10 protein-coding genes are annotated in these 13,575 nt (G+C 66.6%); 4 read left to right on the plus strand and 6 right to left on the minus strand.

Annotated features, from left to right (window positions below; translation table 11 throughout):
- Positions 1 to 7: 7 nt before the first annotated feature.
- From ACZYZF_RS28895 to ACZYZF_RS28910, 4 genes are read right to left on the minus strand one after another with little or no spacing between them, the layout of a single operon-like run.
- On the minus strand, positions 8 to 1,060 hold the full coding sequence (locus ACZYZF_RS28895) for an ABC transporter substrate-binding protein (RefSeq protein WP_463744723.1): 1,053 nt from the start codon (positions 1,058 to 1,060) through the stop codon (positions 8 to 10).
- 34 nt (positions 1,061 to 1,094) lie between these two features.
- Entirely contained in the window at positions 1,095 to 1,895 is an 801-nt protein-coding gene (locus tag ACZYZF_RS28900) for an ABC transporter permease (RefSeq protein ID WP_463744724.1), read from the minus strand.
- Positions 1,892 to 2,650 (minus strand): ABC transporter permease, encoded by a 759-nt coding sequence (locus ACZYZF_RS28905; RefSeq protein WP_463744725.1) that lies wholly within the window; start codon positions 2,648 to 2,650, stop codon positions 1,892 to 1,894. Before ACZYZF_RS28905 ends, ACZYZF_RS28900 begins: the two co-directional genes overlap by 4 nt.
- Entirely contained in the window at positions 2,647 to 3,456 is an 810-nt protein-coding gene (locus ACZYZF_RS28910; protein WP_463744726.1) for an ABC transporter ATP-binding protein, read from the minus strand. The genes ACZYZF_RS28905 and ACZYZF_RS28910 overlap by 4 nt, the downstream gene beginning before the upstream one ends.
- 144 nt (positions 3,457 to 3,600) lie before the next feature.
- Here ACZYZF_RS28910 and ACZYZF_RS28915 point away from each other — a divergent pair, with 144 nt between their 5' ends.
- Entirely contained in the window at positions 3,601 to 4,404 is an 804-nt protein-coding gene (locus tag ACZYZF_RS28915) for an SDR family oxidoreductase (RefSeq protein WP_463744727.1), read from the plus strand.
- Here the strand turns inward: ACZYZF_RS28915 and ACZYZF_RS28920 are convergent.
- Complete coding sequence (locus tag ACZYZF_RS28920; protein ID WP_463837523.1) at positions 4,384 to 5,832, minus strand: lipase maturation factor family protein; 1,449 nt, start codon at positions 5,830 to 5,832, stop codon at positions 4,384 to 4,386. The genes ACZYZF_RS28915 and ACZYZF_RS28920 overlap by 21 nt on opposite strands.
- A 79-nt stretch (positions 5,833 to 5,911) precedes the next feature.
- Complete coding sequence (locus tag ACZYZF_RS28925; RefSeq protein ID WP_463837524.1) at positions 5,912 to 7,303, minus strand: cytochrome P450; 1,392 nt, start codon at positions 7,301 to 7,303, stop codon at positions 5,912 to 5,914.
- Between the two features lie 64 nt (positions 7,304 to 7,367).
- On the opposite strand from ACZYZF_RS28925, the gene ACZYZF_RS28930 reads away from it, so the two are divergent.
- From ACZYZF_RS28930 to nei2, 3 genes are read left to right on the plus strand one after another with little or no spacing between them, the layout of a single operon-like run.
- A complete protein-coding gene (locus ACZYZF_RS28930; protein ID WP_463744729.1) occupies positions 7,368 to 8,018 on the plus strand; it encodes a TetR/AcrR family transcriptional regulator in 651 nt (216 codons plus the stop codon).
- Positions 8,019 to 12,551 carry an ATP-dependent helicase gene (locus ACZYZF_RS28935; RefSeq protein WP_463837525.1) on the plus strand — a complete coding sequence of 1,511 codons (4,533 nt, stop codon included), beginning with the start codon at positions 8,019 to 8,021 and terminating at the stop codon, positions 12,549 to 12,551.
- A gap of 37 nt (positions 12,552 to 12,588) precedes the next feature.
- Positions 12,589 to 13,359 (plus strand): endonuclease VIII Nei2, encoded by a 771-nt coding sequence (gene nei2, locus ACZYZF_RS28940; RefSeq protein ID WP_463744731.1) that lies wholly within the window; start codon positions 12,589 to 12,591, stop codon positions 13,357 to 13,359.
- The last annotated feature ends 216 nt before the right edge of the window (positions 13,360 to 13,575 follow it).

A 13,575-nucleotide genomic window follows, 5' to 3' on the forward strand; every position in this document is an offset into this window, starting at 1 on the left:
GCTGCGCCTACGTCAGCGTCAGATCCGGGTTCTGTTCGTAGACTTCGTGAATGGGGCCGAGGTCGAACAGGTCGTCGACGGACAGGTTCAGCCCGCCGGCAGCAATGGCCTTGATGTTCGCGGCCGCGGTTTCGTCGGAGATCGCCACGATCTGTTGGGAAGGCTTGCCATTGCGGATCAGTTCGTTGCCGGCCAGGCAGCAGTCGTAGGTGGCCTCGGGGTTCAGATGCAGGTCTTTGCCGTACTCGTTGACCGTGAGATCCGTCGCCATCTTCGGGTTGTCGAGCACCTCGCGCCAGCCGCGAATCTCGGCGTGCAGGAACGCCTTGAGCTTGTCCCGATTCTTGTCGATGTTCTCCTGCGTAGTGATGTAGGTCTGCCCCACGAGCGGAAATCCGACGTCGGCCAGGAGCATGGTGTTGATGTCGAACCCCTTGTGCCGGAGGTCGACAACCTGGCTGTTGATGAAACCGAGGTAGCCGTCGATCTGGCCGGCGGTCATACCGATGGGGTCTCCCTGGACGGGGACCGTGTTGATTCGTGAGGAGTCCAGTTTCAGGGCGGACATGAAGTTGCGCCAGACGGGTTCGCTCGACGACGCACATCCGATTGTCTTGCCGTACAGATCCTCCGGAGTCTTGATCGGCTTGTCCGCCATCGACATGATGCAGCCCGCATATCGGTTGTAGACCGCTCCGACGATCTTCAACGGTGCGCCCTTGGCGACAGCCGATCCCACGATCGGCACCTGCGACACCCCCGCGAAGGTGCGCGACAACACATCCGATTCGATCGGTGGCGCGGTCGGCCCGCCCGAGACCAGGTCAGCGCCGCTGAAGCCGGCGTCGGTGTAGTAGCCCTTCTTGTCGGCGATGAAGCTTCCGGCGAACTGGGTGTTCTTGATCCAGGACAGCCGCTGGGAGGCCACGCCGAATCCGTCGGCAGCTCCACTTGATTCGCCTGAGACGCAGGCCGACAGCGCGGCCGGTGCGGCCAGCGCGAGGCCACCGAATGCGAGGCCTCTGGTGAGGAACTGACGCCGGCCGAGATGTTTGTTCATCAGATGTGTCCGTTCGGGTTGAGTGGTGGTGTACTCAGCGAGGAGCACTCATGCGGGCGGTGACAGCGGCCTCGATGACGCTGACGATCTGGTAGACGACGACGCAGGCGACAGTGAGTACGACCACCGATGCCCACAGCCGGGCGAACTCGAATTCGTTGGCATCGCGCAGCATCTGACCGCCCAGTCCCTCGCCGGTGGCCAGCCATTCCGCCAGCAACGCTCCGACGACGGAAGTGGTCACCGCGACGCGCGCAGCTGCGAACCAGGTGGGAATCGCATGGGGCAGGGCAACCTTCCGAAATGCCGACCAGGTCGAACCGCCGTAGGCCACGATCATCTCGACGTCGGTACGCGGTGTGCTGCGTATCCCGTGCAGCATGGTGAGCAACGCGGGTACCACGACGATGGCGGCGCCGATGACAGCCGTTCCGAGCACTCCGCGGTCGAAGATCAGCACGAGGATCGGAGCGATGGTCACCATCGGGATCGCATGCAGTGCCGTCACGGTCGGCAGGAACATGCTCTCGACCGTCCTGGAGAAGTAGAACAGCAGCGAAACCCCCGCCGCCAGAAGCAGTCCGAGGACGAATCCGTACGCGGCGTCGACAGCTGTCCTCGCGAGATTCGTCGCTATACCGGCTCGGTGAGCCGCAGCATCACCGTCGACGAACAGATAGTGCCAGACGTCGGCCGGCGACTTGGCCACATATGAGCTCACATCGGCCAGAGCGATGAACACGGTCCACACCACGAGGATTGCGAGCACCGCACCGCCCGACGTCAGCAGCGTACGTGCGGCACTGCGGGCCGTCGGTGTCTGCAGAGTTGTCATGCTCGTCCTCCTGCCATCCCGGCGGCCCACGGCGTGGCAACCTTCTCGACGGCGTTGACCAAAACGAAGGCGAGGCCTGCGATGAGACTCGACACCAGGGTGATGCCCCAGGTCCGCACCACATCGCTGGAAGACTGCGCGACCACGAGTGCGGCGCCGAGGCCACGCTCCTGCCCCATGAACTCACCGATGATCGCACCCAGAATCGCCGCCGGGACAGCGACTTTCAGCGCAGTCAGGATGCTGGGCAGCGCCGAGAGCAGTTCGACCTTGCGCAATACCAGATATCTGCCGCCGCCGTAGGCTCGCACCAGGTCCTTGCTGAGCGGATCCGCGTGGCGCAGGCCGTTGATCGTTCCCACCAGGGTGGTGAAGAAGACGGAGACGCCCGCCATGATGGCCGAGGTGACCATGCCGTCGAAACAGGCAGCCAGGATGGGGGCGATCGCGATCAGAGGGATGCACGCCGACGCAATCCCCGCCTGCAGCACCAACTTCTCCAGCGCCGGCACGGTGGTGACCAGGGCTGCGCAGCCGATCGCGGCAAGGTTGCCCCAGAAGTATCCGACGGACGCCGAAGCCAGAGTGACGGGTATGTGGATGCCGTAGAAGGCAGCGCCGTCCGACATCACCCCGGCCAGGATCTCGGTCGGCGCCACGATGCCGGGCCCGAGAATGCCCGTCATGCCGACGAGTTGCCATAGTGACAGCACGATCAGGGAGCCGGCCAGACCGGCAAGGCGGTTGTGGTTCATCGGCCCACCGGTACCCGTACCTCGGCCTCGTCAGAACGCGAGCCGAACAGGATGGAGGACAGCAGGTCGACATATTCGTGAAACTCGCTGGTGCGCATCATCTCCGGGAGTCGAGGCCGGGGCAGGTCGATCTGGACCGACTTCACCACCCGGCCCGGCCGGGCGCTCATGACCACGACCGTGTCGGACAGGAACACCGCCTCGGCAATGCCGTGCGTGACCATCAGGGTGGTCGCGGGCCGTTCGGTCCAGATCCGGAGCAGCTCGACATTGAGGCTCTGGCGGGTCATGTCGTCCAGGGCGCCGAACGGCTCGTCGAGCAGTAGCACCCGGGGCTTTACGACGAGGGCCCGCGCGATGGAGACCCGCTGACGCATACCGCCTGACAGCTGGGCGGGCCGTGCAGTCTCGAAGCCGGTCAACCCCACCAGATCGATGAGTTCCTGGACGAACTCGTCGGACACGGACTGCTTGGACACCTCGATCGGCAACCGGATGTTGGACCTGACCGACCGCCATGGCAGCAGGGCCGAATCCTGGAATGCGATGCCGAGATGGTGGTGCCTGCGCATGTCCTGTGGGGTCTCGCCGTGGACCAGGGCGGTGCCCGCGTTCTGCGCCTCAAGTCCGGCGAGGATCCGCAACACGGTGCTCTTGCCGCACCCGGACGGTCCCAGGAGCGTCACGAACTCACCTTCGTCGGACTGGATGTCGACTCCGTCGAGCGCTGTGACTACCGACCGGCCCACCTTGAACTGCTTCGTCAGTCCCCCTATGTGAATCCCGGGTGCCGTCGGCGCGATCATGTGTTCTCCTCTGGTGGGAAGCCGTTCATGTTCGGATCCAAGCTTGGATCCATAACCTAGGGACGTTTTGTTTCCGCTCGATGAACCCCGGACACGGTCGGGTTACAAGTGCACTCGCCCGTGAATTTCGGTAGGCAGGGGGCCATGGACATCGAACAGACGGTTGCGGTCATCACCGGCGCCGGATCGGGCATCGGCCGGGCACTGGCCGGATCCTTCGCGACGGCGGGCGCCCGGGTGGTGGCCGCTGACCTTGATGTGGAGTCGGCCGAACAGACCGCCGCACAGATCCGGTCCGGCGGCGGGCAAGCACTCGGTGTCCGGGCCGACGCCTGCGTCACCGCCGACATCGAGGCGCTGACCGCCACCGAGTTCGGCCCCGTCGACATCTACGTCGCCAACGCCGGAATCATCGGCGCACCGGGCCTTGGCACCGAGGAGAGCTGGGACGGCATCCTCGACGTCAATCTGCGCTCCCACATCAGGGCGGCTCAAGTGCTTGTCCCGCAATGGTCGTCGCGCGGTGGCGGGTATTTCGTGTCGGTCGCCTCGGCGGCCGGTCTGCTGTCCCAGATCGGGGCGGCCGGGTATGCAGTGAGCAAGCATGCAGCGGTCGGGTTCGCCGAATGGCTGGCCATCACATACGGCGATGACAACATCGGGGTCAGCTGCGTGTGCCCGTTGGGGGTGGCCACTCCGTTGCTCGATGCGGTACGGGCCTCGGCGGATCCGGATTCCGCGGCCGGTGCGGCGTCGATCGTGCAGTCCGGTGAGGTCATCAGTGCCGAACAGGTGGCCACCGCGACGGTCGAGGCCGTCCAGTCCGACCGGTTTCTCGTGTTGCCGCACCCTCAAGTGCTCGACATGTACCGCCACAAGGGATCCGACTACGACCGGTGGATCGCAGGGATGCGCCGTTACCAGCGGTCACTGCGCGCCGGCAGATGACCGCCCGGAGGGCAGCGTCTGCGGCGGGACGTAGACGCCCAACGAGATGCGGTGCCACCAGACGTGATCGCGGCGCAGCTCGGTCCAGGTGCTGAACTCGTACCGGTACAGTCGGGCGCGGACGTAACGGGGCGGGTCGTCGGGGAATGGATTGCCACGCAGCAGCTTCAGCGTGTCGCGGTCGTTCTCCAGCAGTCGGGTGAGCAGCCTGCGCAGCCAGCCGTGGGCGTACGCCGGCGAGATGGCGGCGAACCACATCAGCCAGTCCAGCCGCAGGTGGTAGGGCGCGAACTGCCGCGGCCATCGGCGAACATCGCCGGGCTTTCCCTTGAACTCGTATTCCCGCCACACGGTGTGCTCGTTGAGGGTCGCGTCCGACGTGCCCTCCAACACCACCTCGTCGCGGGCGCGTCCGACGGTGCCGAATGCGCCGTAGGAGTTCACCAGGTGATACCTGTTGTACGAGGCGTTCATCCGCTGCCGTCGGGAGATGAGGTTGCGCGCCGGCCAGTAGCTCAGGCAGGTCACCGCGCCGGCGAACGCGATCACCACGACGACGAACCACAGTGGGGTTTGGCCGAGTTGGTGGTGCGGTACCGGAAGCAGTGCCGCCGCGGTGGAATCCGAGAGCGCGCTGAACGCCAGCACGATGGTGATCCAGTTGAGCCAGGCGAAGTTGCCCGATGCCACCAACCACAGCTGGGTGATCATGACGACGATCGCCGCGCCACTGGCCACCGGCTGCGGGGCGAACAATGCGAACGGCACGACGAGTTGGGCGAAGTGGTTGCCCGCCACTTCGATTCGATGCAACGGCTTGGGCAGGTGGTGGAAGAACCAGCTCAGCGGGCCGGGCATGGGCTGGGTCTCGTGGTGGTAGTACAGGCAGGTCAGGTTGCGCCAGCACGGGTCACCGCGAAGCTTGATCAGGCCCGCACCGAACTCGACGCGGAAGACCAGCCAGCGGGCCAGCAGCAGCACCAGAAGTGGTGGCCCCACGTCGTCATTGCCCAGGAAGGTCACCAGGAACCCGGCTTCGAGAAGCAGCGATTCCCAGCCGAACGAGTACCACGTCTGCCCGACATTGACGATCGACAGGTACAGCACCCACACCAGCAGCCAGGTCGGCATCGCGGCCCACAACGGCACCACGTCTCCGAAGCCGGCGAGCAGGGCCGCCGAGAGCACGGCCCCGGCTACGCACACTGCGGCGAAGAAGTGGTCCGAATAGTGGAGTTGAAACACACTGGGGGCATGCCGGAACGAGTTGGCAGCCAGGAATCGGGGTATCGGCAGCAGGCCTCGTTCACCGAGGAGCCCGCGGAACTGCCGGGCCGCCACGATGAACGCGATCAAGTAGATCGCGGCGGTCCCCCGCTGCAATACCTGTCTGGCCAGCCAATATTCGTCTGCGATGAACCATTCCATGCGCGGACCTGCCGACGTTGCGGTTCTGTCCACGGAAACGGTACCCCGAATTGGGGCATTTCATACGCGGTACGGGTGGCTATCGTCGCCGCAGGCCGAGCCGGAAGCCCGACGGCATCATGGTCAGGCGCTCCTGCACCCGCAACCGGTAGTCCGGATCGGCAACCAAGTCGTAGCGGCGGATCAACACCGCCAACATCAACACCGCTTCGTGGAGCGCGAACTGTCTTCCGATGCAAGATCTTTCGCCGGTTCCGAATGGCTTGTACAGGCCACCCGGGCGGGTCCGCATCTGCTCCGGCGTGAAGCGGTCGGGGTCGAACACCTCCGGGTCGTGCCCCCAACGTGGGTCGCGGTGCAGGGTCGAGGTCAGCGCCAGGGCCCAATCACCCTTGCGCATCGGGTGGATTCCGGCGAGCACGGTGTCCTGGCGGGCAGCGCGGTAGTAGGCCGGCACGGTCGGCTGCAACCGCAGCGACTCATCGAGAACCCGCCGGACATACCGCAGTTTGGCGATCTTCTCGAATTCTGGCCGCGCCTCGTCACCCCACACCTCGTTCACCTCGTCGCGGGCGCGAGCGAACACCTCCGGGTGTTGCGACAGAAAGTACAGTGCGAATGACAATGCACCGGAAGTAGTTTCATGTCCGGCGATCAGAAAGTTGATCAGCTGAAAGCGGATGTTGGCGGCGTCGAGATCGGACTCCAGCATGATCTGCAGCAGGTCGTCATGGCTGCCTGATGGCTGCGCCCGCCGCGCCGAGACGATGTCGTCGGCCAGCCCGTGCAGGTAGTGCGCGTCGCGGTGGAGCCGGCGCTCGTAGCGCCGGAAGACGAAGGCCGGCAGGAAGGTTTCGCGCAGTACCCCGAGGCGGTCGGCACCTAGTAGCGCCGACACCATGTGGGCGACGAACGGGTGCACATTGTCGTTCTGGAAACACCCGAACGAGTACCCGGCCGTGCACCGCCCGATGGTCTCCAGGGTGACTCTGGTGGTGTCGGTCGAGACATCGACGGTTTCACCTCGGCCGGCCTGCTGATCCCAGTGGCCGGTCAGCTCATCGGCGACGTCGAACATCACCCCGTGGTAGCGACGCATCGCAGCCTGACTGAACGCCGGCATCAGCAGTTGATGGGCCTTGAGCCAATTCGGCTCGTCGTTGTAGGCGGTGAACAGCCCGTCGCCGGCCACGATCCGCAGGGCCTCGATGTCGGGGCCCACATGCTTGCAGAACCGGGTCTCGTCGTTGAGATCATTGACCGCGTCGGCCCCTGCCGCCACCACGTAGCGGGCACCCAGGAACCGGAATTCACAGATCGGCCCCAGCTCGGCCATGCCCATCGCGTTCTGCATCGAGGAGTCGGGCTGCAGACCGAAGACGTCACCGAGCAGGGGCACCCGCCGTGGCGGGTGGGGCAGTTTCGGATACTTGGCACCCTCGGGTGAGGTCCGCGCGCCCACGACGGTCATGACACCAAGATTCCGCCTTGTTATACATGTGTCAAGTAAGGCCCGGTCACGTTAAGCTGCTGTCGTGGGTGCCGAGTCGAGACGCCGGCTGTCCCCCGCCGACAGACGCAATGAGTTGTTGGCCCTGGGTGCCGAGGTGTTCGGCCAGCGGCCGTACGACGAGGTCCGCATCGATGAGATCGCCGAGCGTGCCGGGGTGTCGCGGGCCCTGATGTATCACTACTTCCCCGACAAGCGGGCCTTCTTCGCCGCCGTGGTCCGGGCCGAGGGGGAGCGCTTGTTCGAGGCCACCAGCACTCCTGGAGAGCCTGGTCAGAGCTTGTTCGTCCAGTTGCGCGCCGGAGTTCTGGCCTATCTGCGCTACGACGAGGAACACCCGCACGGCGCCTGGGCGGCCTACATGGGTCTGGGCCGCACCGACCCGGTGCTGCGAGGCGTCGACGATATCGACAACGATCGCCAGGCCGACCGGATCATGGGCCGGATCAGCGACGCGATATCCGAGCCCCTGGACGCCAAGGTCGAACGCGACCTACGGGCCACCGTCTACGGCTGGCTGGCGCTGACCTTCGAGATGTGCCGGCAACGGCTCAAGGACCCGTCGATCGACGCGGATTTCGTCGCCGACAGTTGCGCCCACGCCCTGCTCGACGCCGTCGCCCGCGTGCCAGGACTGCCGGCTGAACTTGTCGGTGCCGCGCGGCAGTATGACTAGATGACCACCACGCCGGCCGATCCGCTGGCCCGGTTCAGTGCGCTGACCCGGGAGTGGTTCACGGCTGCCTTCCCGGCACCGACGGCCGCGCAGGCCCAGGCCTGGTCAGCCATCGCCGAAGGCGACAACACCCTGGTCATCGCGCCCACCGGGTCAGGCAAGACGCTCGCGGCATTCCTGTGGGCGATCGATGAGTTGGCCCAGTTGCCTCCTGACCCCCGCGCGGGCACGACGGTGCTGTACGTGTCGCCGCTCAAGGCCTTGGCCGTCGACGTCGAACGCAACCTGCGCACCCCGTTGACCGGCATCACCCGGGTGGCCGAGCGCCACGGCGTGCCGGCCCCCTCGATCAGCGTCGGCGTCCGTTCCGGGGATACCCCGCCCAGTCAGCGTCGCGCGATGCTGAGCAAGCCGCCCGACATCCTGATCACCACCCCGGAATCGCTGTTCCTGATGCTGACCTCGGCGGCCCGTGAGACGCTGGCCACCGTACGGACCGTGATCGTCGACGAGGTCCATGCCGTCGCTGCCACCAAACGTGGTGCACACCTGGCACTTTCACTCGAGCGGCTCGACCAGCTGCTCGACAGGACGGCCCAGCGGATCGGGTTGTCGGCGACAGTGCGGCCACCCGAAGAAGTGGCCCGGTTCCTGTCCGGGCAGGCTCCGACCACGATCGTCGCCCCGCCGGCCGGCAAGACCTTCGACCTCTCGGTCCAGGTTCCGGTGCCGGACATGGCCAACCTCGACAACAACAGCATCTGGCCCGATGTCGAGGAGCGCATCGTCGACCTGATCGAGGCACACCAATCGTCGATCGTGTTCGCCAACTCCCGCCGGCTGGCCGAGCGGCTGACCTCCCGACTCAACGAGATCCACGCCGAGCGGGCCGGAATTGAACTCTCGCTCGACCGTAACCCGCAGGTCGGTGGCGGTGCGCCCGCGCAACTCATGGCGAGCGGCCAAGCCAACGGCGCACCGCCGCTGCTGGCCCGGGCCCACCACGGTTCGGTCAGCAAGGAGCAACGGGCCCAAGTCGAAGACGACCTCAAGAGCGGCCGTTTGCGCGCCGTGGTGGCCACCTCAAGCCTGGAGTTGGGCATCGACATGGGTGCGGTCGATCTGGTGATCCAGGTCGAGTCGCCGCCGTCGGTGGCCAGTGGGCTGCAGCGCATAGGACGTGCCGGGCACCAGGTCGGTGAGATCTCCCAGGGCGTGCTGTTCCCCAAGCACCGCACCGACCTGATCGGCTGCGCAGTGGCAGTGCAGCGCATGCGCTCGGGTGACATCGAGACCATGCACGTCCCGGCCAATCCGCTCGACGTACTGGCCCAGCACACCGTGGCGGCGGCCGCTCTGGAACCGGTGGACGCCGACGCCTGGTTCGACGCGGTACGGCGGAGCGCGCCCTTCGCCACGCTGCCGCGCAGCGCCTTCGAAGCCACCCTGGATCTGTTGTCCGGAAAATACCCGTCCACGGAGTTCGCCGAGCTGCGGCCGCGGCTGGTGTATGACCGCGACCACGGAACCCTGACCGCCCGCCCGGGAGCTCAGCGCCTGGCGGTCACCTCCGGTGGCGCGATCCCCGACCGGGGGCTGTTCACCGTCTACCTGGCCACTGATTCCGAAAAGCCTTCGCGGGTCGGTGAACTCGACGAGGAAATGGTCTACGAATCCCGCCCCGGTGACGTCATATCCCTGGGCGCGACCAGCTGGCGGATCACCGAGATCACCCACGACCGCGTGCTGGTCATTCCTGCGCCGGGTCAACCGGCCCGGTTGCCGTTCTGGCGCGGTGACAGTGTGGGACGGCCGGCCGAACTGGGCGCCGCGGTCGGCGCATTCACCGGAGAGTTGGCTGCGCTCGGCCGCGCGGAGTTCGATAGACGTTGCCAGGAAATGGGTTTCGCCGGGTTCGCGACCGACAATCTATACCGGCTACTGCACGATCAGCGTGAGGCCACCGGCGTCGTTCCCAGCGACAGTACGTTCGTGGTGGAACGCTTCCGGGACGAGCTCGGAGACTGGCGGGTGATCCTGCATTCGCCGTACGGCCTACGGGTTCACGGGCCACTGGCCCTGGCGGTGGGCCGCCGGCTGCGGGAAAGGTACGGCATCGACGAGAAGCCCACCGCGTCCGACGACGGCATCATCGTGCGCCTCCCCGACAGCGGCGAAACTCCGCCCGGCGCAGACCTGTTCGTGTTCGACGCCGACGAGATCGAACCCATCGTGACCGCCGAAGTGGGCGGGTCTGCATTGTTCGCGTCCCGGTTCCGAGAATGCGCCGCGCGTGCCCTGCTGCTGCCGCGCCGACACCCCGGCAAGCGGTCCCCGTTGTGGCATCAACGGCAACGTGCCGCTCAACTGCTCGACATCGCCCGCAAGTATCCGGACTTCCCGATCGTGCTCGAAACGGTGCGCGAATGCCTGCAGGACGTCTATGACGTCCCGGCCTTGACGGACTTGATGCGCCGGGTGGCTCAACGTCGGCTGCGGTTGGTGGAGGTGGAGACCGCCACCCCCTCGCCGTTCGCGGCATCGCTGTTGTTCGGCTACGTCGGCGCGTTCATGTACGAGGGCGACAGCCCGCTGGCCGAGCGCCGCGCCGCCGCGCTGGCGCTGGACACCGTGCTGCTGTCCGAATTGCTCGGCCGGGTGGAACTCCGCGAACTGCTGGATCCGGCTGTGATCGCATCGACTTCGGCACAGCTGCAGCACCTCACCGAGGAGCGGGCCGCGCGCGACGCCGAGGCAGTGGCCGACCTGCTGCGGATGCTCGGCCCGCTCACCGAGGCCGAGATCGCCGAGCGCGCCACCACCGACACCATCGGCGGCTGGCTGGACGGGTTGCACGCCGCCAAGCGCGCACTCCCGGTCACCTATGGCGGTCAGACCTGGTGGGCGGCGGTGGAAGATATCGGCCTGCTGCGCGACGGGGTCGGCGCGCCGGTCCCAGTCGGGGTGCCCATGGCCTTCACCGAATCCGTCGACGACCCACTCGGCGACCTGATCGGCCGCTACGCGCGCACCCACGGCCCGTTCACCACCACCGAGGTCGCTACGCGGTTCGGGCTCGGCCTACGGGTGACCGCAGACGTGTTGGGCCGCATGGCCGTCGATGGACGGATGGTGCGCGGGGAGTTCGTCGACTCGGCCACCTCGGGGACCGCCGGCGATCAGTGGTGCGACGCCGAGGTGCTGCGCATCCTGCGTCGTCGTTCCCTGGCCGCGTTGCGCGCCCAGGTCGAGCCGGTCAGCACCGCAGCCTATGGCCGCTTCCTGCCGTCCTGGCAGCACGTCGGATCCGGCCACAGCTCGGGTATCGACGGGCTGGCGGCAGTGATCGAGCAGCTGGCCGGTGTCCTCCTTCCCGCGTCGGCGGTGGAATCGCTGGTCTTCGGCCAGCGGGTGCGTGATTACCAGCCGGCAATGCTCGACGAGTTGCTGGCCTCCGGTGAAGTGATGTGGTCGGGCGCCGGGCAGATCGGCAGCAGCGACGGCTGGGTGGTGTTCCACCTGGCCGACACGGCACCGCTGACGCTGCCCACCCCTGCCGAGATCGAATTCACCGACACACACCGGGCCATCATGGAGACGTTGGATCACGGCGGCGGCTATTTCTTCCGTCAACTCACCGATCAGGCGTCCGAATCCGAGTTGAAAACCGCGCTGTGGGAACTGATCTGGGCCGGCTGGACCACCGGGGACACGTTCGCCCCGATACGGGCGATGCTGTCCGGCCCCCGACGGTCGGGAGCACCGGCACACCGGCAACGTCAACGCCCACCGAGGCTCAGCCGCTACAGCGTCGCGCGCCCGCACAGCCGCGCAGCCGATCCGATGGTGTCCGGCCGGTGGTCGGCATTGCCCGGCGCTGAACCGGATTCGACCGTGCGGGCGCATTTCCAAGCGGAGCTGCTGCTCAACCGGCACGGGGTGCTGACCAAGGGGGCGGCGTCGGCCGAAGGCGTGCCGGGCGGGTTCGCCACGTTGTACAAGGTACTGAGCGCCTTCGAGGACGCCGGCCGCTGTCAGCGGGGCTACTTCGTCGAGTCACTGGGCGGGGCACAGTTCGCGGCAGCCTCGACCGTCGACCGGCTGCGGTCCTATCTCGACGGCGTCGATCCGCAGCGTCCCGAGTATCACGCCGTGATGCTCGCCGCGACCGACCCGGCCAACCCTTACGGGGCCGCTCTGGCCTGGCCTGAACGGACTGGCGACACCGACATGCACCGACCGGGCCGCAAGGCCGGCGCCCTCGTGGCGCTCGTCGACGGAAAGTTGGTGTGGTTCCTGGAACGTGGCGGCAAAACCCTACTCAGCTTCACATCCGATACCGAGACGCAGCGGGCTGCCGCGGCCGCACTGGCCGAACTCGTGAGCAGCGGGCGGATCCCGTCGCTGTTGGTCGAGCGGATCAACGGAGTCGCCGTACTCGACCCCGGGGTCGACGAAGACCGCGCAAGCGTGCAGGAGGCGTTGACCGGGGCCGGGTTTTCCCGCACCCCGCGGGGCCTGCGATTGCGCTGACGCGGGTACCGCATTTCCCACCCTGGTTGAATAGGGCATGCCCGAAGGCGACACCGTCTTCCACACCGCCACAGCGTTGCGTGACGCACTGGCGGGCAAGACGTTGACCCGCTGCGACCTCAGGGTCCCCCGCTACGCCACGGTCGATCTGACCGGGCACGTGGTCGATGAGGTGCTCAGCCGCGGCAAGCATTTGTTCATCCGGGTTGGTCCGGCCAGCATCCACTCTCATCTCAAGATGGAGGGCAGTTGGCGTATCGGCTGGTCCAAAGGAGCGGCGCACCGCATCCGGATCGTGCTGGAGACCGCCGACAGTAGGGCCACCGGGATCGATCTCGGCGTGCTCGAAGTGCTCGATCGCGACACCGACATGGCAGCGGTGGCGCACCTCGGACCGGACCTGCTCGGTCCCGACTGGGAGCCTCGCACCGCCGCGGCCAATCTGATCGCTGAGCCTGAGCGCGCCCTGGCGGCTGCCTTGCTCGATCAGCGGGTGATGGCCGGTGTCGGCAATGTGTACTGCAACGAGCTGTGTTTCGTCTTCGGGCGTCTACCCACCTCGCCGGTGAGCTCGCTGAACGATCCCCTACGTGTCGTGCAACGCGCCCGGGACATGCTGTGGCTCAACCGGTCCCGTTGGAATCGCACCACCACCGGGGATACCCGGGCTGGACGCCAGCTGTGGGTGTACGGCCGCGCCGGTGAACCATGCCGACGATGCGGGACCTTGATCGAGACGGACTCCGGCGGCGAGCGGGTGACCTACTGGTGCCCGACCTGTCAGACGCAATCCTCAGCCGAACCCTGATGACCGAGCCGATGTCAGGCGTGATGCCTCAGGACATCGGTGACAGTTTGGGTGGTTTCTTGTGCCGCCGGCATGTGGGTAGACATCGACCCTTCCGCGTGTCAGCCCTCCGTGGCATAATCGAACATGTGTTCGACGCCGATTCTGCTGCTGACCTGATCGACCGGGTCAGTGTCGGGGCGCGGGCCGAATCGGCGGCGATCGCGGGCCGCCTGG

The organism is Mycobacterium sp. IDUB_24, assembly GCF_055419385.1.